Genomic DNA, 24,206 nt, shown 5'->3' on the forward strand with positions numbered 1-24,206 from the left:
GAATACCTGCAGGTAGGCGCGGCTATTGTGGAAATGCTGCAGCGAATTCGTCCCCACCGAAGATGGGTGATGGCATGAAAGCAGCTGGCAGCGTCCGTGGAGGGGCGACCCCGGCGGTCGCCGTCGTCGACGGCGCCGGCACGGTGATCGGCTGGACGCAGGCGGCCGAGGAACTCACCGGCTACACTGCCGCCGGCATCATCGGCCGCCCCGTCGCTACACTCCTCCCGCCCGACGGCGACAACCGCGGCGGCGGCGAACGGCCCGGTGCGCACCTGCCCCGTCCGGGATTGACGGAGGTGCGGCGGCGGGACGGCCAGGTGATCATGGTGCGCGCCGATGCCGCCCCGCTCGCTCTGGACGGCGGCGCCGGGAGCCGGCAGGAGTCCTGGCTGGTGTCGGCGATCCCGGCCACCCTCGACCTGTCCACCGACACCGGCGCCCTGCTGGAGTCGCTCATCAGCAGCTTCCCCGTCGCCATGGCCATCTGGGACAAGGACCTGCGCTGCGTCTGGTTCAACGAGGCGGCCGAGCAGCTCAGCGACGGCTACCCGTACTACCGGATCGGCCGCTCCCTGACCGAGGCCATCCCGGGGATCGACACCGCAGCGCTGCAGGACGCGATGCGCGAGGTGCTCGCCGACGGCCGCCCCACGATCGACCGTGAGGCCCACTGGTCTCACGGGGATCAGAAGCGCGCGCTGTCGGTCTCGCTGTTGCCTTTGCAGGGCGCGGACGGCCGGGTGCTGGGCGTGTGCTCGGTGGCCCTGGATTTCAGCAACAGCAAGGCGCGCGATCACCTCGACCTGCTGCGCGAGGCCAGCGTCCGGCTCGGCAGCACGCTGGACGTCATGAGCACCGCCCAGGAGCTGGCCGAGCTGGCCATTCCGGTCCTCGCCGACTACGTGACCGTTGATGTGCCGGAGGCGATGATGCCCGGCGCCGAGCCGCTGCGGCGGCCGGCCGTGACAGAGGCCGGCAGCCCCGTCTTCCGGCGGGCCGGCGTGGCCTCGGTGCACGACGGGGTACCCGAGTCGCTCCGGGAGCGCGAGCAGACCGTGTTCATGCCGCCGCGATCCCCGTTCATGGCGGTCCTGCACTCGCGCCGGCCGCACTTCGAGCCCGTACTGGACACCTCGCCCGGCACTTGGCTGGATCGCGACCCCGACCGGGCGCGGATCATCCACGCCACCGGCATGCACTCGCTGATCGTCATTCCGCTGGAGGCGCGCGGCGACGTGCTCGGCGTCGCCGCGTTCGCGCGCACCTCCAACCCGGCGCCGTTCACCAGAAACGACCTGGTCCTGGCCGAGGAACTCGTGACGCGGGCCGCGCTGAGCCTGGACAACGCACACCAGTACACGCGCGCGCGGCTGACCGCGCTCACTCTTCAGCGCGACCTGCTGCCGCACGACCTGCACGGCAGCGCCACTGTTGAGGTGGCCTCGCGTTACCTGCCCTCCGACACGCGCGAGGGGGTGGGAGGCGACTGGTACGACGTCATCCACCTGCCCGGCGCCCGCATCGCCCTGGTCGTCGGCGACGTGACCGGGCACGGCATCAACGCCGCGGCCACCATGGGCCGGCTGCGCACGGCCGTGCGCACCCTGGCGTACCTGGACCTGCCTCCGGACGAGTTGCTCACCCACCTCGACCACCTGATGGCGGAGGACGCCCGCGGCCTCGACGCCATGGGCGCCACCTGCCTGTACGCGGTCTATGATCCGCGGACCAGCCGCTGCACCATGGCCACGGCCGGGCACCCGCCGCCCGCGATCGTGACCCCGTCCGGCGAGGTGACGTTCCCTTCGCTGCCCACCGGCACCCCGATCGGCGTGGGGCTGGGCAGCTTCCAGTCCCGCGACCTGCACCTGCCGGCCGGGACCCTGCTGGCCCTCTACACCGACGGCCTGATCGAGACGCGGCAGACCGACCTCGACGCCGGCATGGCCAGGCTCGGCGACGCCCTCGCCCACGCGGCGCCGCAGTCGGCGATACTCGAGCGCGTGTGCACGGCTGTGATCGGCTCCATCGTGGGCGACGCGCCGGCCGAGGACGACATCGCCCTGCTCATGGCGCGCATCCAGGCCTGACCCCGGCATAGGGGTCATGTCCTGGTGGTGATGTGGTCGGTGACTGTGGCGCACCGCCCCCGCTGGCCTGCGCGACGGCTGGAGATTCGCCGGCCTGGCCGGGATGCTGCTGGCCCGTGACCGCCTGTTCACCCCGGCCTGCAGGGGACCTGCATCACCACGGCAAGCCGCCTGGCCGACGACCATGCCGAGCTGTTCTCCGTGGAAGGCCTGGTGCAGGCCGACGGCGTGCCGCTCGCCTTCGATCGCGCCTGGTGCGTCACCGCCGCGAGGGACCGCGTCATCGAGTCCACACTGCCCGAGGGGAGTCGAAGGTCCGTCCGCAACGGAGTGGGGACGCAGAAGACTACGGACAGTGTGTGGTGGCTTGTGGCGGCAGGGGCGCCGGAGGCCGTCGGTCAGGCCGCGGTGTCGTCGTGCGCGGTGGCGGCGGACTTGGCCCGCCAGGGCGCCAGGTCCTGCTCGATCTGCTCCAGCTTGGCCTGCAGCCGCTCCAGGGTGTCGGGACCCAGGTACAGGTGCACGGGCAGGCTGTCCTGGCCGGTGACCTCGTAGATCAGCGCTGCGCCCTTGACCGGGTCGCCGAGCTGGGTGTGGTTGGCGGTGCCCGCCCACTCCAGGGTCACGTGGGCCGGGGTGCCGTCATAGGCGGCGATCCGGCCGGCGGGGACTGACAGGGAGCTGGCGTCGAGGAAGTCGGTGCGCAGCACGCCCGGCTCCACCACCATCGACTGGATGCCGAACGGGGCAAGCTCCTTCGACAGCGCCTCGCTGATCCCGGCCACGGCGAACTTCGAGGCGCTGTAGACGCTGACCCCGGGCTCGCCCTCGAACCCTGACCGCGAGCCGATGTGCACGAGCTTGCCGGAGCCCTGGCGGCGCATGATGGGCAAGACGGCGCGGGTCATGTCGATGAGGCCGAAGACATTGAGGTCGAACAGGGAGCGCGCCTCGGCGTCGCTGATCTCCTCCAGCGCGCCGAGCAGGCCGCGGCCGGCGTTGTTGACCAGCACGTCGATCCGGCCGAACCGGTCGACGGCGGCCTGGACGGCGGCCGGAATGGCCGGACTGTCGGTGACGTCGAGGGCGACGGTGAGCACGTGGTCGGCCTTGGCGAGGTCGTCCGGCACGCGGGCCGGGTCGCGGACCGCGATGACGACGTTGTCGCCCCGGGCGAGGGCCGTGCGGGCGATCTCAGCGCCGAGCCCGCGGGATGCTCCGGTGATGAACCAGGTGGCCATGGCGGTGCCCTTCGTTCCTTGGCTGACATCCATGAATTTGCCCAGGTCAGCGAGGTGTAAGAGGGGTTGCGGAATTCCTGGGAGGGATATGACCAGGGACGGGGCCGTGCAGGGGACCGGCCGCGGACGACGCGCTGGGCGCGCACGAAGAAGAGGCGGGCCGGGGCAGCGCCCCGGCCTCTCGGCGTGGTGTTGTCCTGTTCGTGTTGTGGTGGGTCAGTCGGTTCGTGTGGTCAGCGCCTGGCCGGCGTCCTGCAACGCTTTTGACAGCGCGTTGTCGGCCCGCACGCGCAACCGTTCGAACGCCGGTGCGGTGGGCGTGGTCGGCTCGGCCTGATAGACGACGAGTTGCTGGTGCGGCGCGCCGGAGGACGGCCCACAGCGAGGTCGCATGCCTGGTGCGGGCCCCGGCGCATCCATGCGGCCGCCTCGATGGGCAGCAGCACGGCCTGCTTGCGGCCCGGGCCGTGCCGGGTAAGCACGGTCGGCTCGCCGCCGCCGGCCTGTTCGATCAGTTCGGCCAGGCGGGCGCGTGCCTCACGAATCCCGATCAGCTTCACAAGCGGCCATTGTGTACGCAAGCTGGAGCCGACCGGGCCCGAACCGGCGCAGTCCCTCGGCGCTCCAGCCCAGTGCCCGCGCCCCGGATCGCCATACCTGTTGTGTACACAAACGAGCGCCGCTCTTGATCATCCGACGCTAAGGCCCGTCCCGGCGGGCCCTGCCGGCCCGCTGAGCGGCCACGACCCCGGCCGGCCAGGCCCGCTCCATCGCACCGCCGTCGGGTCGCCGGGGTGCGCGGCCTGGTCGTCGAGCTGGTCCGGCAGCGCGTGGCGGCGCAGCACGTCGCGCTGGAAGACCTCCGGCGGCTCTGTCATGATCCACGCGGGCGCCTGCGCCGCTGTGCGGCCCGTGCCGGCGGAGGCGCTGACGCAGGTTGCCCGCCTTTCCCATGTAGAGGACATCGTCGTTCTCGGTGAGAAAGAGGTAGGTGCCGGCCTGGCGTGGTGCGTCCGCGGCCGCAGCCCGCAGCACGCTGAGCCCCCTCGCCCCACTCGCTCACTTCGCCCCCCATCGCTCGCGACGGACACGATCACCTGGTTGACGAAGGAAAGGGCCGGTAGCAAACGCGTTCCGGCCAACCGGTGGCACGGCTCCATCCGAGATCATCGACACGTGCGGCCCGTGCTCGCACGTTGGCCCAGGGCCGGTCCTGCTGCCTCCGGATGGCGGCGGGTTCCGGTACGCCGGTCGTTCCACCTGCGAGCACGGGCGGCTGCGACGTGCAGCGTCGTGGGGTGCTGAGCGGCTGCTCCTACTTCGACAGGTACAGGGTCTTCCAGGTGCCGGCGTAGAGGCAGTTGAGGGTCGGCTTCGTGGTCTTGGCCGCGGCGCAGACCTTGATGTCGACCTGGTAGACGTCGCGGTGCTTGAAGGAGAAGTGCTTGGGGGTGCGGTAGGAGCAGTCGCGGATGGAGTGATGCTTGAACGGCAGGTTGTTGCCGGAGCGGTAGGTGATGCGGAAGACCGCCCAGCCGCAGGTGGCGGGGGCGCGGGTGTAGTCGCGGACCGTGCCCGAGATGTGCACGACGTCGGCGGTGGGCAGGTCGGCGTGGTCTTCGCCGGTGGCCTTCAGGGTGCCCGCGGCCTTGGCGCCATGGGCGGGGGCGTAGTACGGGCCCCATGCGGTGGCGGCCGAATCGGCAGCGGTCGTCGCCTGGGCTGCGGGGGCCAGAACGGCGAGGGCGGCGGTGGTGGCGAGGGCGAGGGCGAGGGTCCGGGTGACGGTCATCGGGAGGTGTCCTTTCCTAACGCGATGAACAGACTGTGCGACAGAACGATTTCAAGCGGGTTGCCCGAACTGGCCTCCCGCTTGCAATCGTCTTGATGGACGCATCGTCAGGACGTGCAGCACGTGAGCCACGATCGACGCGCTCGTCCATCGCCGCGCACCTCCTCGGCCTCCTCCCGGGCTATGGAGGGGGTCTGGGGGCCAGGTACGCGCGCAGGACGACCACGGACAGCGTGACGACCCCGGCAACGATCGCGCAGATCGTCAGGGACAGGAACGGCGACACGACGGCGAGGACGGTGAAGACCGGGAGGGGATAGACGGCCAGCCCGTAGAGCACGGGCCGGGCGCGCTCGAGGAACCCGACACGTTCCGCGAACGCCACCTCGCTGATGACCAAGGCACTCCAAACCACTCCGGCGATCACCGCCATGGCAGCACCGCGCATGTCGGCCATCCTCAGCGTGATCACCAGGACGAGTGGCACGCCCAGCACTCCCGTCCACAGCTGCCGGTTGCGGAGCCGGGACCTTCTCGGGGTGGCACCGTCTGTAGAGCCTGCAGATCCCTTGGGACTCCTCTGAATGCCCGTTGAAGGGTGTCGCCATATAGGCGTGACATCCCGTTCCACCGCGCATCGCCTCGACGACCCCGTCGCAGCATGGTCGAGCGCAGGCAGCCAGTTGCTGACGAGGTCGGCGGTGTAACCGAACCGGAAGAAGCGCTCGCAGCCCGAGAACACATCCGCGTCGTGCTCATGCCAGCCCATGCCCTCGCCTGTGCGGAACGCCTCGGTGATCCGCGGCTCTGCCTTCAGCGCGCCGATGGCGAGCTGGAACCCGCCGAGCACGGGTCCATCCGGATCGGTCAGTGCGTACGCCTGCTCCTCGGTCAGGGAGTACTCGCCCGTCGCGGCGTCGTACTCGACGTAGCCGCCTGCGGCCTGCCCCCGCAGCCACTCCTCCACGTACCGCGGTGCCGTACCCGTGCGGTCGGCCAGTTCCTTCGGCAGCTGCGGCCGGTCGGCGAGAGCCCGGTAGAGACCGAGCCGATCACCCACCACCACGCCGCCCGCCGCCATCGTGGCGCCCACATCGCTGACGAACTTGGCCAGAAACTCCATGAAACGCTCTTCGTTCATCGCCATGGCTCCCCCTTTTTCGTGGAAGGCCATTAAGTCACCCGGTCCGGCGGTCGGCCCAGGTCCACTCGCAACACGAATGCATGGCTCAGCGGACCGGCGGCAGCATCGGATCCTGGGCAGGCCGGGAGCCGGTGCCCGGAGCGTCGTCCACCTGGTGGACGGTCCACGCCCACACGCCGGCCGAGCTCGAATACCGTGTGCGCGTACGCCTGCAACTCATGCCACCGCCTCACCACGGCGCCGGCGGAAGGCACATGTCCTCCCAAGAGATCGAGGTACCGCATGGCCAAAGAGATTTGGGCCGTCGGCGACGCCTACGAGGCGTATGTGGGCCGATGGAGCCGCCGAGTCGGGAAGGCCTTCCTGCACTGGCTGGACGTGCCCGGCGGCAGGAGGTGGCTCGATGTGGGATGTGGCACAGGGGCATTGACCGCAACGATCCTGGCGGTGGCGGATCCCGCGGATGTCCTGGGCATCGATACTTCCGACGGGTTTCTGGCGAGCGCTCGCGCCCGCGTCGCCGATCCGCGGACAACCTTTCTCAAGGGCGACGCGCAGTCGCTGCCTCTGACCGACCGCCGCTTCGATGCCGTGGTCAGCGGGCTGACGCTCAACTTCGTCCCCGAGCCGGGCCGGGCCGCGGCCGAGCTGGCCCGGGTCGCCGCTCCGGGTGGAACCGTCGCCGCCTATGTGTGGGACTACGTCGCCGGGATGGAGATGATGCGGTACTTCTGGGACGCCGCCACCGAGATCGACCCGGCCGCGGCCGAGCTGGACGAAGGGCACCGTTTTCCGCTGTGCCGACCGGAAGCTCTCCGCGCGCTGTGGGCGGACGCCGGTCTGGGCGGGGTGACCGTTGCGCCCATCGAGGTCCTCACCACGTTCGCCGATTTCGACGACTACTGGCGGCCGTTCCTCGGGGGCCAGGGACCGGCTCCTGGGTACGTCATGGCCCTGGCCGAGGAACGACGGAGCGCCCTGCGGGAACTGCTCCGTTCCCGGCTGGCCGCCGGCCCTGACGGCTCCATCACGCTGACGGCCCGGGCCTGGGCGGTACGCGGTGTGGCCCCGGACGGTTGGCCCGGCCGCGATCGGCCATGAGATGTGGGTGGCGATGCAGTCGTCGCGAACGACTTCGTCTCCTGGTCCGGCCGCCAGGCCGGCGGACCCTCCGGCGCTGCCCCGCCGAGCAGGCGCGGCGATGCGTTCCGAGCCATGGGACGACGCTGGGACAGGGCCGTGGAGAGGCACTTGGCGGCGAGCGCACGCAGGTCGCCCAGATCGGGCTCGCCGTTCCTTGGCACCGAGGCCCGCGAACCGGTACGACGGTTGACAATCGCCATCGCCCTGGAAGGTGATGCGCGATGGAACGGGATGTCACGCCTATGGAGAGACACCAGTCACAGGGCGTTGAGGGGAGTGGTGGGCGCCCGCGAACGGTGGCCGGAAAATCGTCGTTCGACCTGTGACAGGCGGCAACCGCGGTGACATGCTGGCCCGGTGAAGCAGGTAGTGAGGTTCGCCTCCACGCCAGGTGGTCGCATCGCCTACTCGGTCGTCGGCAGCGGCCCGCCGATCGTGTACCTCCTCGGTTGGGTGTCGCATCTGGGCCTGGCGTGGGAGATGCCCTCCCACCGCCGGTTCGTCGAAGCGCTGGCACAGGACCACACCGTCATCCGGTACGACAAACTGGGCTGCGGCCTGTCCGACCGTCCGCGGGAGGCCTTCACGCTGGAGTCCGAACTCGAGACGCTCGACGCGCTGATCGGGCATCTGGGCCTCAAGCGGTACACCATCTTCGGATCCTGTGAGGGCGGGCAGGTGGCGGCCGCTCATGCCGTCCGCAACCCCGACGCCGTCGCGTCGCTGCTCGTCTACGGCAGCTGTGCCCGGGGCGGCGATCTCGCGCCGGACCCTGTCAAGCGTTCGATCCTGTCGCTGATCGGGGCGCACTGGGGCATGGGCTCGCGGGTCCTGGCCGACATCTGGTTTCCCGGCGCCCCGGCCGAGGTGACCGACATGTTCGCCCGAGTGCAGCGGGCCGCCGCGACGGCCGAGATGGCTGCGGCCCTGCTCGACATGTTCTACCGCATCGACGTCGCCGACATCCTGCCGGCGATCCGGGTTCCCACGCTGGTGCTCCATCGGCGTGGCAGCCGGGCCGTGCCCTTCGAGCTGGGCCGCGAGCTGGCCTCGCTGATCCCGGGCGCACAGCTTGTCGCACTGGAGGGCCGGATGCAGCCGATCTACTTCGAGGGCGAGGACATCGCCGCGGCCACGATTCTCTCGTTCCTGCGCGACCGGGCCGGCGGCACGGGCCGGCTGTCCACCGACCCCCGGCTCACCGATCGTGAGCTGCAGGTCGTGGCCCATATCGCCGAAGGGCTGACCAACGCCGAGATCGCCCGGCTCCTGGGCGTGTCGGTACGGACGGTCGACGCGCACGTGGAGCACGTGCGTACCAAGCTCGGCGTGCGATCGCGCGCTCAGATGGCGGTATGGGTGAGCGAGCAGCGGCAGAGCCGCGGGCTGCTGCGTAGGTAGTTTCCGCCCCGGACCCGGTCAGCGAGGCCGATCCCGGTGGGAAGCCGGCCATTGTCTAGGTAGAACGTCTGATTCGCCCAGATGCCGCGCCAACTAGCTTTCGTGGGGTGCCGAACAAGGAAATCGTCATCGACCCCGCCTTCGAGGGTCCACCCGCATCCGCCCACGGCGGCTACACCTGCGGGCTGCTGTCGCCGTACCTGCCGGCGGACGCCGAGATAACGCTCAGGAAACCGGTGCGGCTCGGCGTCGCGCTGGGGCTGGAACCGCGCGACGGTGGTCTTGCACTGTACGACGGGCGAACCCTCGTCGCCGAGGCCGTCACGACCCGGCTGGTGAGCCGCGCGCCGAAGCCGCCGACGGTCGCCGAGGCCTCGGCGGCCGGCGCGGCCTTCCCAGGCTTCACCTCGAGCGGCTTCCCGCGCTGTGTGGTCTGCGGAACAGAACGCGCGGATGCCGATGCCTTTCGCATCTTCCCCGGTCCGCTGGCCGCCCGCGATCTTCTGGCGGCGGCCTGGCACCCGACCGGCGGCGCATTGGCCGGTGAGTCGATCAGGCCGGAGTACGCCTGGGCCGCGCTTGACTGCCCGGCAGGCTGGGCCGCGATGTGGTTCGGCCACGTCGATGGCCCGATCGTCCTCGGCCGGATGGCGGCGTGGCTGGAGGAGCCGGTCGCCGCGCACGACGCACACGTCGTGGTCGGATGGCTGGAGGGCGTGTTCGGTCGCAAGCTGTACGCCGGCTCGGCCCTCTACTCGCCGTCCGGTGCCTTGCAGGGGTTCTCCCGCCAGACCTGGATCACGATCGCGCGCAGAGGGGTGCCGGGATGACGGCCGAACGGCGCGGCATCGCGCTGACACCGATGGAGATCCGGCGCGACGTCATTGTGCGCATGGCCACGCTCGCGGACGAACTGGGCTACGAGATCTTCTCTGTGGCCGAGGGGTGGGGCCTCGATTCGACCGTACTGCTGGCCGAGATCGCGACCGTGACCCGGCGGATCAAGCTCATGGCCGGCGTCCTGTCGGTGTGGGGCCGCACCCCCGGGACGATCGCGATGACCGCCGCGACCCTGCACCAGATCTGCGATGGCCGGTTCGTGCTCGGCCTGGGGGCCAGCACCCGGCAGCTTGTGGAGGGCTGGCACGCGGTCCGGTTCACCCGGCCGGCGGGGCGGCTGCGGCAGGTCACGGAGAACGTGCGTGCTCTGCTGGCCGGTGAGCGGGCCCGGCCGGCGGTCGTACCGGAGGCCCGACCCCTGCGGCTCGGCCAGCCTCCCGTCGCGGACCTGCCGATCTGGATCGCCGCCACCGGTGAGCGGACCATCCGGGTGGCCGCCGAGCTGGCCGACGGCTGGTTCCCGCTCTACCTGCGCCGCGATCGGTGTCGTGAACTGGCCGCCGAGATCAGGCGGCTCCGGGCCGCCGTGGGCCGGCCGGGCGAGCCGATCACCGTGGCCGCCGGGCCGTTCACCATCGTGGACCCGGACATCGGCGCGGCCCGAGCCGCCGCGGCCGCATGCACGGCGTTCTACCTGGCGGCCATGGGCGAGGTGTACCCGCGCCTCGTCTCGGCGCAGGGCCTCGGCGAGCAGGTCGAACTCGTCCGGGCCGTCAACCCGGCCGCCGGCCGGGAGCCGGGGATCGTGCCCGACGCGGCACAGATCCTGCTGGACGAGTTCACCGCGTACGGAGACGCGGCCGGCGTGCAGGAGCAGCTCCGGCGATGGGACAGCGTCGCGGACATCACCATGGTCGCCGTACCGCCGGGCATGGCCTGGCCGAAGATCGAGGCCACGCTGCGGGCCGCCGCCCCCGGACTGACCGGTCGTGCACCGGTGGTCGATCCCGTCGAGGCCGACCGAGCCGTCGCGCTGCTGCCGGACGGGGGAGTCGCAGGATGACACACGCCGTCACGACTCTTCGTAACAACCTCTCGAGCCGACCGTCCGGAGCCAGCCGCGGGGGAGCGGCCGACACGAGGGATCGATGGTGAGCATTGTCAGCCGGCTGAAGGAGCGCCCAACCCCGTCCGATGACGTGGAGTTCGCGCTCCTCCGGGCGGAGCGGGCACTCCACGTCGAAGGTGACCTGAGGGCCGGCCGGCAGCGGTTCGAGGCCGCCTACCAGGCGGCCGAGCGCCAAGGCGACGACCTCGCCATGGCCCGGGCCGCCCTGGGAATGAGCGGCGTATGGGTGCACGAACACCGCACCGCCGTGGAGGCCACCCAGGTGCGGGCCCGTCAACGACACGCCCTGACCGGCATCGACCCGAACTCGTCGCTGGCCGTACGGCTGCGGGCCCGGCTGCACGGCGAGGAGGATTATCGTCTCGGCGAGCACGCCACGATCCTCCGGACACTGGCCGAGGCCAGAGCGAGCGGCGACCCGGTGGCCACGGCAGAGGCGCTGAGCCTGGCCCACCACTGCCTGATGAGCCCCGAGCACGAGACCCTCCGGGGGGAGCTGGCCCTCGACCTGATCGGCCAGGCGGCTCGCACCGGCCGCCGTGGTGACCTGCTCACGGGGCTGCTGTGGCGAACCGTCGATCTGTTCCTGGCCGCCGACCCACGCGCCGAACGCTCGCTGCGGGAGCTGGGCGATCATCTGGCGCGCCGCGGTCACCTGGCGGCCGGGTTCGTCGCCGACGCCATCAAGGTCATGCTCACCATCCGGGCCGGCCGCCTCACCCAGGCCGAAACCCTCGCGGCCGCCTGCGCCCAGCGCGGCACGGACGCCGGTGACCACGACGCCCCCGGCCGGCACGGCATGCAGCTGACGGCGATCCGCTGGTACCAGGGCCGAGCCGCCGAGCTCCTCGAACCACTCGCGGAGCTGGTCCACTCCCCGGGGCTCGGCTTCGCCGACCACGCCTACTTCCCCGCCCTGGCGGTGGCCGCCGCCTGTGCGGGAGATCGCCGCCTGGCCGCCGGGATGTTGGCCCGGTCGCGCGGACCGGCCCTGGCCGACTCGTCACGCTCCCAAAGCTGGCTGGCGGCGATGCACGGCGTTGCCGAAGCGGCCCACCTGCTCGACGACACCGACACCGCGGCCCAGGCCTACCGCCTGCTCACCCCGTACGCCCGGCTGCCGGCCATGGCCGGCCTGGGCATCGCCTGTTTCGGCTCGACCCACCACGCCCTGGGCATGGCCGCGCTCACCATCGGCGACCTGGGCACCGCCGTCGAGCATCTCGGCCAGGCCGTGCAGGCCAACCTCGGCCTGGGCCATTGGCCGGCGGCGGTGCTGTCCCGGTGGCGGCTGGGACAAACCCTGAGCATGCGCCACGGGACCGGCTATCCGCCGGCCCGGCAGCAGCTGGCCCTGGCCGAGCAGGAGGCCACCGAGCTGGGCATGACCCTCCCCGCCGGAACCGCTCCCCGCTCCAGGACTCCCCGCGCGACCTGCCGGCGTCACGGCCGCCAGTGGCAGTTCGAGCTGAACGGCCGGACCGCGCGGGTCGACGACAGCGTCGGCGTCCGGTACCTGGCGATCCTGATCGCCAACCCTGGGCGGGAGATCCGCGCGACCGACCTGGCGGCCGGCCGGACGTCCCGGAGCGCCTCCCGCGCCACGCGGGCGGAGGCCCCGGTCCGGGGCGATGACACCGGCATGCCCGTCTCGGTCCAGCCGGTGCTGGACCAGCTCGCCGAACGCACCTACAAGGAGCGGCTGCTCGAACTGCAGGCCGAGATCGCCGAGCTGGAGTCGCTGAACGACACCGAGCGCGCCGTGGCGCTGCGCGCCGAACGTGACTGGCTGGCCGCCGAACTGGCCGCCGCCACCGGCCTGGGCGGGCGCGTCCGCCCGTTCACCGACGACGAGGAACGCGCCAGAATCGCGGTGGGCAAGGCCATCCGGCGCGCGCTGACCCGCATCACCGAGGCCGACGACGCGATCGGCGAAGAACTCCGCGCCACGATCGCGACTGGCGGGCGCTGCTGCTACCACCCCCGCTGACACCGGTGGGCTCCAGGCCCGGTCATCGACCCGAGCAGGAATGACGCGTCCCGTCCGGACCGCCGTCGCCGTCGTGCTTGCCCTGATCGCGGCCGGCGCCGCACTGCTACGGGTCCATCACTACGGCGGATTCGAACCTTGACGGACGCAAGGAGATCGTTAACACTCGCGAAATGTGACCCATCACGTATCGCCTGATTGCTCGGCGCGGAAATGTTAGCGCTATCATCCGGCGGTCCCGAGCACGACAGGACAGTGAGATGCCGAACATGATGCCCAGGCGCGAGGCGCTGCGGTTGGCGGCGCTGGCGGTCGCGACGCCGTCCGCACTCACCTTGCTCCCGCCCGGCGCCGCCCAGGCGGCTCGTACGACGACAGCCCCGCCGCCGCAACACGACCCGCCGCAGCCGGGCTCCTGGATCGTGAAGCCGTTCGCGAACAGCCAGGTCACCCTGGGGGAGAGCCTGTTCAGCGTCAACCGCGACCGGATGCTGAACTTCCTGAGGTCCTATCCCGCCGACCGGATGCTGGCCAACTTCCGGGCCAACGCCGAGCTGGACACGCTGGGCGCCCAGCCGCCCGGCGGGTGGGAGGACGCCACGGGCAACCTGCGCGGCCACTACAGCGGGCACTTCGTCAGCGCGCTGGCCCTGGCGTACGCGGGCTCCGGCGATCCGTTCTTCAAGGACAAGGTCGACTACATGGTCAAGGCGCTCGGCGAGTGCCAGGACGCGCTGGCCGCCAAGGTCGGGCAACCCGCGCCTCCGCCGACCCCGGTCGCCAGGGTGGCGGGGAAGTTCGGCAAGGCGGCGAAGCTCGACGGCCCCCAGTACGTGTCGCTGCCCGCCGGCATCGTCAGCGCCCTCGACGACTTCACCATCGCCGTCTGGCTGAACCCGGCCGCGGTCACCAGCTGGTCCCGGATCTTCGATTTCGGCACCGGCACGAGCCGTAACATGTTCCTGGCGGTGAGCGCCGGCTCCGCGCCGAGGTTCGCCATCACCACCAGCGGCGGCAGCGGCGAGCAGCGCATCAACGGCACCAGCCAGTTACCCGCCGGCCAGTGGACGCACGTGGCGGTCACCCTGTCGGCGGGAACCGGAACCCTCTACGTGAACGGCGCCCCGGTCGGCACGAACACCGCCATGACCCTCAAACCGTCCAGCCTCGGCCAGACCGGCAACAACTGGATCGGGAAATCGCAGTACGGCGACGCGTACCTGAAAGCCTCGGTGGACGAGTTCCAGATCTACGACCGCGCCCTGACCGGGGCGGAGATCGCGGCGTTGACGACCGGTGCGGACGGCGGGCTGGGCGGCGGCAACGTCGCGTGGTACCGCTTCGACGAGGAGAGCGGCGAGAGCGCGGGCGACTCCTCCGGCAACGGGAGGGACGCCCGGCTGGTGTCGGAGCCCAGCGGGCACCCCGGCCCCAGCCATCCCGGCTTCCTGGCCGCCTATCCCGAGACGCAGTTCATCCTGCTGGAGCAGTACGCCACGTACCCGACGATCTGGGCGCCCTACTACACCTGCCACATGATCATGCGTGGGCTGCTCGACGCCTACCAGTACGCGGGCAACGAGCAGGCGCTCGAGATCGTGATGAAGATGGGGGACTGGGTCCACAGCCGGCTGGGTCACCTTCCCCGGGAGCAGCTCGACCGCATGTGGAGCATCTACATCGCGGGCGAGTACAACGGCATGAACAGCGTGATGGCCGACCTCTACGCCATCAGCGGCAAGGAAGAATATCTGGCGACGGCCAAGTGCTTCGACAACACCGCGCTCCTCGCGGCCACCGTCGCCAACGAGGACACGCTGAACAGGAAACACGCCAACCAGCACATCCCCCAGTTCATCGGCTACCTGTCCGTTTTCGAGCGCAACCAGGAACGCCGCTACTTCGACGCCGCCGTGAACTTCTGGGACATGGTCGTACCCCATCGCACCTTCACCGACGGCGGAATGGCCGGACCGACCGACAACGGCGAGCTCTTCGGCGCGCGCGGCGTCATCGTCGGCACCCTCGGCACGAACAACGCCGAAACCTGCTGCGTCTACAACATGCTGAAACTGAGCCGGAACCTGTTCTTCCACACGGCGAACCCGAAGTACATGCAGTATTACGAGCGCGGCCTCTACGGCCAGATCCTCGCCTCGCGCCGCAACGTCGACAGCGCCACGGACCCGCTGGTGACCTACTTCATCCCCATGCGGCCGGGCGCCTCCCGCAGTTACGGCAATCTCGGCACCTGCTGCGGCGGCACCGGGCTGGAGAGCCACACCAAGTTCCAGGACTCGATCTATTTCCGGTCGGCGGACGACTCGACGCTCTACGTCAATCTCTACCTGGCCTCGGAACTGCGCTGGGCGGAAAAGGGCTTCATCGTCAAACAGAGCACGAACTATCCGGCCGACCCCGCGGGCGTCACCACGCTCACCGTGGAGGGCACGGGCCGGCTGGCCGTGAAACTCCGCGTTCCGTACTGGGTGGAGAAGGGGTTCAAGGTGCTGGTCAACGGGGCCGAGCAGAAAGTGGACGCCGAGCCCGGCGAATACGTGACGCTCAACCGGCACTGGCGGCGTGGCGACCGGATCAGGGTCTCGATGCCGTTCTCGCTGCGGGTGGAGAAGGCGCTGGACATCCCGACCACCCAGAGCATCGCGTACGGCCCCGTGCCGATGGTCGCCAAGAGCAACGAGACCACCTTCCGCGAGTTCTCCTTCTACAAGGACTTCACGCTGTCCGGTGACCTCGCGCAGACCATGACGCCCACCGCGTCGATGACGTTCACCACGCACGAGCTGCCACTGGTGCCGTTCTACCTCGGCGACACCGACCGTTACCACGCCTACTTCCATCGCGTCGAACCGAAGATCGTGTTCGGGAAGCAGGACTCCGGGGTGCCGAACTACGCGCGGGAGGATTCGGTGACGTTCCTGGACGCGGTCTGGGCCAGGGCGCCCTTCGCCAACCAGGGCCGCTTCGTGTCCACGGTGGCCCGCACCGCCGACGAGTGGATCCGAGCCGGGCTGATGACCTCAGCCGAGAAGGACACGGTGGTGACCGCGGCCGTCAAGGCCAGGCTCCGGCGGTAGTGAATCCTGTGGATTCCGCCCGGCATGCGTGACGGGGCGCCGGCCGTACCGGGCCGGTGCCCCACCGTCAGACGGTCGGCTTCGCGAACTCGGCGCCTCTCCACCACATCGCGGGCCGGTTCCGGACGATGGAGCCGCAGCCGCCATCTTGCCAGCCTTGCCCAGATGAGGATAGAAATGCGGCCAGTAGGAAAGTTTCCGACCTACTGATCTTGGGTGGTGGCGATGGCGGGACCGCAGGCGTTGTTGTGGTCCATCAACACGCGGGCCGTGCTGGAGGCCGTCGACGCCCAGGGACCGACCGGCCGGCCGGAGCTCGTCCGGGCCACGGGGCTGTCCAAGACCACCGTCTCCCAGGCGCTGCAGGAGTTGCTGGCACGCGGGGTCGTGCGGGAGGCGGGGCTCGACACCGAGCGGCGCGGTCCGGCGGCGACCCTCTACGAGACCGCCCCCGGCAGCGGGCACGCCATCGGGATCGACGTCGCGGCCGAGCGGGTCAGCGCCGTGCTGGTCGACCTGGCGGGCGCGGAGGTCTGCCGGGCGGAGCGGGAGCTGGGGGGCGCGGGGGCAGAGCGGGCGGTCCCGGCGGGTGGTCCCGCTGCCGGAGGGTTCGCCGGGATCGTCGCCGAGCTGGCCGCGGAGGTGGCCGCGGAGGTGGCCGCGGAGGTGGCCGGTGGCCGGACGGTCGGTGAGGCGGTCGTCGGGGTGCCGGCGATCGTGGCGCGCGACGGCAAGAGCATCCGGGCCTCGCGCGGGTTGCCCGGGGCCGCAACGCTGGGGGTGGAGCTTCAGGCACGCCTGCCGTACCCGATCCTGCTGGAGAACGACGTCAACCTGGCGGCGGTGGCCGAGCAGCGCAGGGGCGCGGGACGCGGGATCGAGGACTTCGTGCTGCTCAGGGTCGGGGCGGGGCTCGGCGCCGGGGTGGTGATCGGCGGACGCCTGCACCGGGGGTTCGCCGGAGGCGCGGGCGAGGTCGGCTTCCTGCCGCATCCGGCGACGGCGCTGGGCAGCGAGGTCCTGAACGCGCGGGGAATCGCCCGGGAGCAGGGGTTCGAGGGAAGCCCGGCGGAGCTTCTCGCGATGGCCTCAGCGGGTGAGCCGGTGGCGATCGACGCGGCCGACGCGATCGCGCGGCGGCTGGCGCACGTGATCGGCGCGATCGCCCTGGTCATCGAGCCCGAGCTGTTCGTCGTCGGGGGAGAGGGCACCGAGGTGCTGCTGGAGCCGGTCCGCCGCCACCTGCTCGCGGACGCTCCCGAGCTGGCCGTCGACGTCACCGGGTCGGGCGTGCCCGGCGGCGCCGTTGTGCAGGGTGCCGCGCTGGTGGCCCACGAGCACGTCCGCGAGCGCGTGTTCACCGAAGCGACTACCTGAAGCGTGTTTCCCGAAGCGACTACCTGAAGCGTGTTCACCGAAGCGACCACCTGAAGCGCATTTCCCGAAATGACCGACTGAAGCGCGTCATCCGAAGCGACCGACTGAAAGGGCAGCCCCCCGTGACCCGACAGCTGATCATCAACGCCGACGACTACGGCATGTGCCGCGCGGCCAACACCGGCATCACCTCCCTGCTCCAGGCGGGCGCGATCAGCTCGGCCACGGTGATGACGCCGTGCCCGTGGGCCCCCGACGCGATCGCCACCGTCGCCCGCCACGGCTGGGACGTGGGCGTGCATCTCACGCTGACCAGCGAGTGGGAGGGTTACCGCTGGAGCCCGCTGACCGGCGGAGCGAGCCTGCGCGACGCGGCGGGCTACTTCCCGCGCGAGTCCAAGACGGTCGAGGAGCAGGCCGACCCGGCGGAGATCCGCGCCGAGCTGGTCGCCCAGATCGACCGCGCCGTCGCCCTCGGCCTGGACCCGTCGCACGCCGACAACCACATGGGCAGCCTGTACGGCCTGGCCACAGGCCGTGACTTCCTCACCGAGGCGCTGGAGGTCTGCGCGGAGTACGGCCTGCCGTTCCGCCTGCCCCGGACCCTGGACGGCATGGGCCTGCCGCCCGAGCTGGACCCCTTCGCGGAGGCGGCCGCGGCACGGGCGGACGCGGCGGGCGTGGTGATCCTCGACCGCCTGTGGACGCTCCCCTTCCACCAGCGGGAGGGCGAGACCTACGAGAGCTTCAAGCTCGAGATGATCGAGCTGATCCGCTCGCTGAGACCGGGCGTCACCGAGATCTACATCCATCCCTTCGAGGACACGGACGAGCTGCGGCACATCATGCCCCACTACGAGAAGCGCGCCATGGAGCTGCGCGTCTTCACCGACCCGGAGGTACGGCAGGCGCTGACGGACGAGGACGTCAGCCTGATCGGCTGGCGCGAGCTGCGTGACCTGCAGAGGTCCCGTTGATCAGGTACGGCTCCGGCAACCTGGCCGTCAACCTGCTCGGTCAGGCGTTCGCGACCTACGCCACCTTCTACTACATCGACCACCTGGGCGTGGACCCGGCACTGATCGGGCTGGCCATGGTCGTCCACGGTGCACTCAACGCCGTGCTGAACCCGCTCGTCGGCCACCTGTCCGACCGGACGCGCAGCAGGTGGGGCCGGCGCCTGCCGTACATCACGGTCGGCATGGCGCCGCTCGCCGCCACCTTCGCCCTCATCTGGATTCCGCTGGTCGAGGGCTCGACGGCGCGGTTCTGGTACTTCCTGGTCGTGGTGCTGGTCTACGACGTGCTCCACGTGGTGGTGGTGCTCAACTACGTCGCACTCTTCCCGGAGATGTTCGTCACCATCGTCGAGCGGGCCAGGGCGGCCTCGTGGCGGCAGCTCTTCGGCATCGTCGGCATGATCGTCGGTGTCGCCGCCGCGCCGCTGCTCTACCAGGCCGTCGGCTGGGCGGCCATGGGGATCGGCTTCGCCGTCGTGGCGCTGGCGTTCTTCGCCCTGTCGCTGACCGGCTCGCGCGAGCGGGCCCAGGTCGGGCGCGAGCACTTCGGCTTCTTCACGGCCGTGCGCTACACCCTGGCCAACCGGGCCTTCCTCGCCTACGTGGCCGGCGGCTTCCTGCTCCAGGTGACCTTCGCCCTGCTGCAGGCGGGGGTGCCGTTCTTCACGAAGTACGCGCTCGGCGAGCCCGACACCGCCAACACCCTCATCCTGGGCGCGGTCTTCATCACCGCCATCCCGCTGGTCTACGTCTGGAGCCGGGTGACCACGAGGGTCGGCCCGCGCAGGGCCGTCCTCATCGCGATCGTGGTCTACGGCCTGGCCCTGATGCCCTTCCTGGTCGTCGGCTCGTTGCCGCTGGCCGTGGCGACCGGTGTCGCCGTGGGCGCGGGCATCGCGGGCATGATGGTGCTGCTGGAGATCCTGCTCGCCGAGGTGATCGACGAGGACGAGCGGCGCACCGGGCTGCGGCGCGAAGGCATGTACATGGGGATGAACGGCTTCGTCGTGCGCTGGTCGACCTCGTTGCAGGCGGTCATGCTCAGCGTCGTGCTCTCGGCCTCCGGCTACCGGGCGGGCGCCGCCGAGCAGCCGGAGAGCGTGGTCACCGGCGTGCGGCTGCTGCTCGGCGGCGTGCCGCCGGCGGTGCTGGCGCTGGCCTTCCTGTGCTTCGTGCTCTACCCGATCGCCAAGGCGACGTCCGGAAGGCCCACCCCGTGGGCGCGGTCGCGGGGCTGAGCGGGTCGAGCGGCCGTCTAGCTCAGACAGGCCACCCAGCGGCCCTGAGCCGTCCAGCAGTCCACGACCGGAAAGCCGCCGGCGTGCGCCACCCGCTGGATGTCGCTCACCGACACGGTCGCCCAGCCGAACCAGTCCCCGGCGAGCGGGCCGCGGTGCAGCCGTACGCGGTCGACTCGGCTCTTCGTCTCGGGTGGCGCGACTTCGACCAGGACGTTCCCGCCCGGCCGGACCAGCTGCCTGACCCGGCGCAGGAGCGTCGCGGGGTTGCCGCCGATGCCGATGTTGCCGTCGGCGAGCAGCGCCGTCGCCCACTGGCCACCGCCCGGGACCTCGTCGAAGACGTCGCGGAGCAGCGCGAAGCCTCCCGCCCTGCGGGTGAGGGCGACGGCGCGCGGGGTGATGTCGATGCCGAGGGCCCGAACGCCGCGGCGGGTCAGCGCGACGGTGAGCCGGCCGGGACCCGAGCCGATGTCCAGCGTCGGACTGGCGCACCTGCTCAGGAGCGCGTCGTCGCCGTCCACCGGCTCGAACCAGCGCGCGGTCTCCATCGGGACGCGGGTGCCGTCGACGTACTCGATCTCGGCGGTCGCGCCGGCGAGCGCGTCGGCGTAGATCTGCCCGATCATCGGCTCAGCTCCCGTAGCGTGGCGGCGAAGCGGGAAGCGGGCGCCCGCTCGGCCACCGCGACGGCGTCCACCGCGGTGTCGACATCGGTCAGCTCGGGCAGCAGGTGGACGGTCAGCCCGGCCCGATCCAGCCGGTCGAGCTGGAGTTTGCCGGTCTCCGGATGCGACATCGGCACCCCGCGCAGCAGCGTAGGGTCCGGCTCGCGCAGGCCGAGCAGCCAGAAGCCGCCGTCCGCGGCCGGGCCGAACACGGCGTCGTGCCGCTCCAAGGCCGCCACCGCCTCCCCGAGCAGAGCGGGAGTCACCTGCGGAGTGTCCATGCCGATCAGCACGACGGCTTCCGGCCGGAGCCGGTACGCGTCGGAGAACGCCGCCGCCAAGCGCTCGTCCAGGCCCGTGCCGCGCTGCGGGATCACCACGAAACCCGGCGGCAGCCAGCTGCCCGGCAGCCCGTCCAGGGCGAGTATCCGCTGGGTCGCCGGTGCCGCGGAGACGGCGAGCAGGCTGTCGCGGAGAGCGGCCTCGGCGAGGGCCGCTGCCTGGTCGGGGCTGTACGGCGGGGTCAGCCGGGTCTTGACCCTCCCGGCCACCGGCTCCTTGGCGATGATCATAATTTGGACCACGTGATCGACAGTAAGACGACGTAGGGTGCTCAATCCTTACGACATGCTGACGGCGGCCCGTTCGGTCAGCAGGATGCCGGCGTACGGCGGCCACGGGACCGGCATATCCCCGGAACAGGAGTCGCCGGTCGATGCGATCGGACTGGCCGAATGCGTACCGTGACGAGGCATAGAAGGTGAGGTAACCGGTAAGGAGAGCAGCATCCGACATCGGCTTCGGGGGGATCAATGCCGGATACGCCGCCCAGACGTGCCCGGGACGCGACCGGTGGGGAGTCGCGGTCGGCGGCGTGGTTGCGGGCCGGGCCTCCCGGGCCGTTCCGGCCCGGGTTCTGGCGCAGCCCGCTGCGTGGCCCGTGGCTCACGTCGGTGCTCGGCCTGGTCCTGCTGGCCGGGCTGGTCATCGTCGCGGTCACCGGGCTGTTGTCGTACGCCGCCTACCAGCCGCGACTGCCGGGGAACGACACCACCCCCACCAAGGGTTTGCTCGGCTTCTATCTCTTCGACTGGCCCACGGATCCGGCCTGGATGTACCGGCTCACCCAGGGCGCCCATGTCATCGTCGGGCTGACGCTGGTGCCGGTGCTGCTGGCCAAGCTGTGGTCGGTGATCCCGAAGCTGTTCGCCTGGCCGCCCGCGCGCTCGATCGCCGAGGCCATCGAGCGGGCCAGCCTGGTGCTCCTGGTGGGCGGCGCGGTGTTCCAGTTCGTCACCGGGATCCTCAACATCCAGGTCTTCTACGTCTTCCCGTTCTCCTTCTACCCGGCGCATCTGTACGGTGCGTGGATCTTCCTGGCCGCGCTCGCCGTCCACGTCGTCGTGCGGCTGCCGAAGGCGATCCGGGCGGTGCGGTCGCGGGATCTGCGCCGCGAGCTGCGCACAGGCCTGGCCGGCACGCGGCCCGAACCGCCCGACCCCGACGGCCTGGTGGCCACGGACCCGGCGCCGCCCACCATGTCCCGGCGCGGGCTGCTGGCGTTCGTCGGCGGGGGTTCGGTGATGATGTTCGGCCTGTCGGTGGGGCAGACGGTGGACGGGCCGCTGCGCCGTACGGCGTTGCTGGCCCCGCACGGCCGCGATTACGGCACCGGGCCCAACGACTTCCAGATCAACAAGACGGCGGCGAGCCTGGGCGTCACCGCGGCGGAGACGGGCGCGCGGTGGCGGCTGACGGTCGCCGGCCCGGGCCGGCTCCACCTGTCCCGCGAGGACCTGCTGGCGATGCCGCTGCACACCTACGCGCTTCCGATCGCCTGCGTGGAGGGCTGGTCGACCGAGCAGACCTGGACCGGCGTACGGCTCGCGGACCTGGCCCGCCTGGCCGGAGCGGCGCCCGGCTCGGCGGGAGTCACGGCCAGGTCCCTGCAGCGTGTGGGCTACTTCGGCCAGGCGTCGCTGAGCGCCCGGCAGGTGGCCGACCCGCGCTCCCTGCTCGCGCTGCGGGTGAACGGCACCGACCTGTCGCTCGACCACGGATACCCGGCGCGGATCATCGTGCCGAACGCCCCGGGGGTGCACAACACCAAATGGGTGCGCGAACTCGACTTCCGCGTGGAGACCGCGTGAGCCGGCGGGTGAGCGGCTACGGTGCCCCCTTGTGGCACCTTCTCCTGCTGGTGGCCTGCTTCGTGGCCGCGGGTTATGTCACCACCCGGGTCGTCGCCGCCGGCATCTGGCTGGGGTTCGCCGCCTGGTTCGTGGGTGCGATCATCTTGCACGATCTGGTGCTGTATCCAGCGTATTCCGCCGCCGACGCCGCCACCCAGACTCTGACCAGGCGGGCATCGCGCCGGACGCCACGGCCCGCTGTGCTCAATCACCTGCGGGTGCCGGCCGCACTGTCCGGATTGCTGCTGTTGGTGTGGTTCCCGCTCGTTCTCCGCGGCGCCGACCCTGACTATCGCTGGGCGGTCGGACTGAGCACCTCCCCCTATCTCGCGCGCTGGCTGCTGATCACCGTGGTGCTCTTCGGCGTCTCGGGGCTGCTGTACGCGGTGCGGCGCGGTTTGTCGAGGAGGGCGGATCGTTGAGCACCATGCGTGCGACGCAGCCGGCGACGACCGCCAGTGTCGCGACGGCGTAGGCGGCCGTTCCGAGGCCGGCCTGAGGGCTCAGGTAGGAGACGGCACCGGCGAGCGGGATGCCGAGCCATTCCCAGCGGCCGTCGAGGGCGGCGAGCGCGACGACCAGCAGGGCGTACCAGGAGTAGCCGGGCGTGAAGACGAGGAACGCGGTACCGGTGACCACCAGGGCTCCCCGCCACGGGCGGCGGCCGTCGCCCCGGCGAAGGACGAGCAGAGCCGCCGCGGTGAGCACGGCCAGGGCGGCAGGCAGGGCCCACGAGTCGGGCAGGACCAGACGGAGCACCGCGTAGCGGCGGTTGTCGCCGGTGCCGGCGTAGCCCTCCTCGTCCAGGTAACCGAAGAGATAGCCGAGGACGGATTCGTGGGACGCCAGCAGGTACGGCAGATACGCGAGCGTCACGACGAGGAGGGCGGGCCCGAGGACCGCCAGGGCGTCGATCGCGCGCCGTCGCAGGGGAGGCCCGCCGCTGGCCAGAAGCCCGGAGAGCATCCCGGGCGCGACCGTGGCGGGCAGGAGCTTGACGGCGGTCGCCGCGCCGAGCAGCAGGCCGCCGCCGGCTCTGTGCCGGTTCGCGATGATCAGGGCGAGGACGGCGAGCAGCACGCCCAGCGCTTCGGCATGGGCGTTGTTCACCGACTCGATCGGAACGGCGGGGCACCACGCCCACCAGGCGGCCCTCGCGGGAGCCCTGGGCCGGAGCGCGATCAGCAGGACGAGGGCCGTCGCCAGCGCGAGCAGCGCGCCGCCAATCTGGAGCGGCTTGTGCCGTGACCCCTCGGGCGAGAGCCGGTGCACGACCCAGAAGTACGCCTCGGCCAGCGGCGGGTAGATCGTGTGGACGGCGGGGCGGTTGATCCGCGTACACGATCGGGTGCCCTCGCCGGACGGGATCGGGTAGCGGCCCGGTTCGTCGCAGCCGGCGCCCTCCGGGAAGAGCCAGCGGTCGCGCAGCCGCGCGAGCGCGGGGTCGGCCGGGGCGTGGTCATAGGGAGAGACGCCCGCCGCCTGCACGCGGCCGTCCCAGGCGTAGCGGTAGGCGTCGGTGCTGGTGGCCGGGGGCGCGAGGAGGCCCGTGGCGGTCACCGCGACGCCCCCGGCGATCACGAGGAACGTCGCCTGGCGCCGCGGCACCTTGCGCAGGGTCCACACCGCCGCGGCGAAGAGCGCCCATGCGAGCCCGTACCGCCGGAGCAGGCCGACCCGGTCGGTGTAGTACGAGCCCGCGCTGACGGTCAGCGCCAGCACGCAGACCAGAAGGAGCAGGAGCACGACCGTGCCGGCGAGGCGGCAGCGGGCCACGCCGCCCGGCGTCATGTACCCGTCCGCGGGACGCGCCGGAACGGATCCGCCGAAGTCGGCATTCG

At 71.2% G+C, this 24,206-nt stretch carries 20 protein-coding genes and 2 pseudogenes; 12 read left to right on the top strand and 10 right to left on the bottom strand.

Annotated elements, in window-relative coordinates:
- Positions 1-74: 74 nt before the first annotated feature.
- Positions 75-2,093: a SpoIIE family protein phosphatase gene (locus AB0J69_RS15315; protein ID WP_364117208.1), complete on the top strand. Its 2,019-nt coding sequence runs from the start codon at positions 75-77 to the stop codon at positions 2,091-2,093.
- Between the two features lie 398 nt (positions 2,094-2,491).
- Here AB0J69_RS15315 and AB0J69_RS15320 read toward each other — a convergent pair whose 3' ends face one another.
- The 7 genes and pseudogenes from AB0J69_RS15320 to AB0J69_RS15350 all read right to left on the bottom strand — a co-directional run bounded on the left by AB0J69_RS15320 (position 2,492) and on the right by AB0J69_RS15350 (position 6,300).
- The gene (locus AB0J69_RS15320) at positions 2,492-3,334 is read right to left on the bottom strand and encodes an SDR family NAD(P)-dependent oxidoreductase (protein ID WP_364117210.1); all 843 of its coding nucleotides are present in this window, start codon (positions 3,332-3,334) and stop codon (positions 2,492-2,494) included.
- Positions 3,335-3,550: 216 nt separating this feature from the next.
- A complete protein-coding gene (locus tag AB0J69_RS15325) occupies positions 3,551-3,727 on the bottom strand; it encodes a hypothetical protein (protein ID WP_364117400.1) in 177 nt (58 codons plus the stop codon).
- A 35-nt stretch (positions 3,728-3,762) separates the two neighbouring features.
- A pseudogene (locus AB0J69_RS15330) lies at positions 3,763-3,894 on the bottom strand (type II toxin-antitoxin system Phd/YefM family antitoxin); the annotation flags it as partial.
- 129 nt (positions 3,895-4,023) lie between these two features.
- The gene (locus tag AB0J69_RS15335; protein WP_364117402.1) at positions 4,024-4,212 is read right to left on the bottom strand and encodes a hypothetical protein; all 189 of its coding nucleotides are present in this window, start codon (positions 4,210-4,212) and stop codon (positions 4,024-4,026) included.
- Between the two features lie 25 nt (positions 4,213-4,237).
- Positions 4,238-4,369: pseudogene (locus AB0J69_RS15340) on the bottom strand (GIY-YIG nuclease family protein); the annotation flags it as partial.
- A 280-nt stretch (positions 4,370-4,649) separates the two neighbouring features.
- Positions 4,650-5,126 carry a hypothetical protein gene (locus AB0J69_RS15345; protein ID WP_364117211.1) on the bottom strand — a complete coding sequence of 159 codons (477 nt, stop codon included), beginning with the start codon at positions 5,124-5,126 and terminating at the stop codon, positions 4,650-4,652.
- A gap of 181 nt (positions 5,127-5,307) precedes the next feature.
- Positions 5,308-6,300: a hypothetical protein gene (locus AB0J69_RS15350; protein ID WP_364117213.1), complete on the bottom strand. Its 993-nt coding sequence runs from the start codon at positions 6,298-6,300 to the stop codon at positions 5,308-5,310.
- Between the two features lie 252 nt (positions 6,301-6,552).
- Here AB0J69_RS15350 and AB0J69_RS15355 point away from each other — a divergent pair, with 252 nt between their 5' ends.
- From AB0J69_RS15355 to AB0J69_RS15395, 9 genes are all read left to right on the top strand, one after another.
- Entirely contained in the window at positions 6,553-7,371 is an 819-nt protein-coding gene (locus tag AB0J69_RS15355) for a class I SAM-dependent methyltransferase (RefSeq protein ID WP_364117215.1), read from the top strand.
- A 399-nt stretch (positions 7,372-7,770) separates the two neighbouring features.
- The gene (locus AB0J69_RS15360) at positions 7,771-8,814 is read left to right on the top strand and encodes an alpha/beta fold hydrolase (RefSeq protein ID WP_364117217.1); all 1,044 of its coding nucleotides are present in this window, start codon (positions 7,771-7,773) and stop codon (positions 8,812-8,814) included.
- A gap of 107 nt (positions 8,815-8,921) precedes the next feature.
- Positions 8,922-9,644: a hypothetical protein gene (locus AB0J69_RS15365; protein ID WP_364117219.1), complete on the top strand. Its 723-nt coding sequence runs from the start codon at positions 8,922-8,924 to the stop codon at positions 9,642-9,644.
- A complete protein-coding gene (locus AB0J69_RS15370; protein ID WP_364117220.1) occupies positions 9,641-10,717 on the top strand; it encodes an LLM class flavin-dependent oxidoreductase in 1,077 nt (358 codons plus the stop codon). The genes AB0J69_RS15365 and AB0J69_RS15370 overlap by 4 nt, the downstream gene beginning before the upstream one ends.
- 85 nt (positions 10,718-10,802) lie before the next feature.
- Positions 10,803-12,773: a hypothetical protein gene (locus tag AB0J69_RS15375; RefSeq protein WP_364117222.1), complete on the top strand. Its 1,971-nt coding sequence runs from the start codon at positions 10,803-10,805 to the stop codon at positions 12,771-12,773.
- A 260-nt stretch (positions 12,774-13,033) separates the two neighbouring features.
- Complete coding sequence (locus tag AB0J69_RS15380; RefSeq protein ID WP_364117224.1) at positions 13,034-15,871, top strand: beta-L-arabinofuranosidase domain-containing protein; 2,838 nt, start codon at positions 13,034-13,036, stop codon at positions 15,869-15,871.
- 225 nt (positions 15,872-16,096) lie between these two features.
- Positions 16,097-17,248: an ROK family protein gene (locus tag AB0J69_RS15385; RefSeq protein ID WP_364117226.1), complete on the top strand. Its 1,152-nt coding sequence runs from the start codon at positions 16,097-16,099 to the stop codon at positions 17,246-17,248.
- A gap of 122 nt (positions 17,249-17,370) precedes the next feature.
- On the top strand, positions 17,371-18,225 hold the full coding sequence (locus AB0J69_RS15390; protein WP_364117228.1) for a polysaccharide deacetylase family protein: 855 nt from the start codon (positions 17,371-17,373) through the stop codon (positions 18,223-18,225).
- Complete coding sequence (locus AB0J69_RS15395; protein WP_364117229.1) at positions 18,222-19,505, top strand: MFS transporter; 1,284 nt, start codon at positions 18,222-18,224, stop codon at positions 19,503-19,505. The genes AB0J69_RS15390 and AB0J69_RS15395 overlap by 4 nt, the downstream gene beginning before the upstream one ends.
- Positions 19,506-19,522: 17 nt before the next feature.
- On the opposite strand, the gene AB0J69_RS15400 is transcribed toward AB0J69_RS15395, so the two are convergent.
- Both AB0J69_RS15400 and AB0J69_RS15405 read right to left on the bottom strand, forming a co-directional pair.
- Positions 19,523-20,134 carry a methyltransferase domain-containing protein gene (locus tag AB0J69_RS15400; RefSeq protein WP_364117231.1) on the bottom strand — a complete coding sequence of 204 codons (612 nt, stop codon included), beginning with the start codon at positions 20,132-20,134 and terminating at the stop codon, positions 19,523-19,525.
- Positions 20,131-20,757 carry a TIGR04282 family arsenosugar biosynthesis glycosyltransferase gene (locus AB0J69_RS15405; RefSeq protein ID WP_364117233.1) on the bottom strand — a complete coding sequence of 209 codons (627 nt, stop codon included), beginning with the start codon at positions 20,755-20,757 and terminating at the stop codon, positions 20,131-20,133. The genes AB0J69_RS15400 and AB0J69_RS15405 overlap by 4 nt, the downstream gene beginning before the upstream one ends.
- Positions 20,758-20,985: 228 nt before the next feature.
- Between AB0J69_RS15405 and AB0J69_RS15410 the strand changes: the two genes are divergently transcribed.
- Positions 20,986-22,323 (top strand): molybdopterin-dependent oxidoreductase, encoded by a 1,338-nt coding sequence (locus AB0J69_RS15410; protein ID WP_364117235.1) that lies wholly within the window; start codon positions 20,986-20,988, stop codon positions 22,321-22,323.
- Complete coding sequence (locus AB0J69_RS15415; protein WP_364117237.1) at positions 22,320-22,787, top strand: hypothetical protein; 468 nt, start codon at positions 22,320-22,322, stop codon at positions 22,785-22,787. Before AB0J69_RS15410 ends, AB0J69_RS15415 begins: the two co-directional genes overlap by 4 nt.
- Here the strand turns inward: AB0J69_RS15415 and AB0J69_RS15420 are convergent.
- A complete protein-coding gene (locus AB0J69_RS15420) occupies positions 22,711-24,156 on the bottom strand; it encodes a glycosyltransferase 87 family protein (RefSeq protein ID WP_364117239.1) in 1,446 nt (481 codons plus the stop codon). The two genes, AB0J69_RS15415 and AB0J69_RS15420, sit on opposite strands and share 77 nt — an antisense overlap.
- Between the last annotated feature and the right edge of the window lie 50 nt (positions 24,157-24,206).

Origin of the sequence: Nonomuraea sp. NPDC049709 (assembly GCF_040674815.1) — a bacterium.
Lineage (GTDB): Bacteria > Actinomycetota > Actinomycetes > Streptosporangiales > Streptosporangiaceae > Nonomuraea.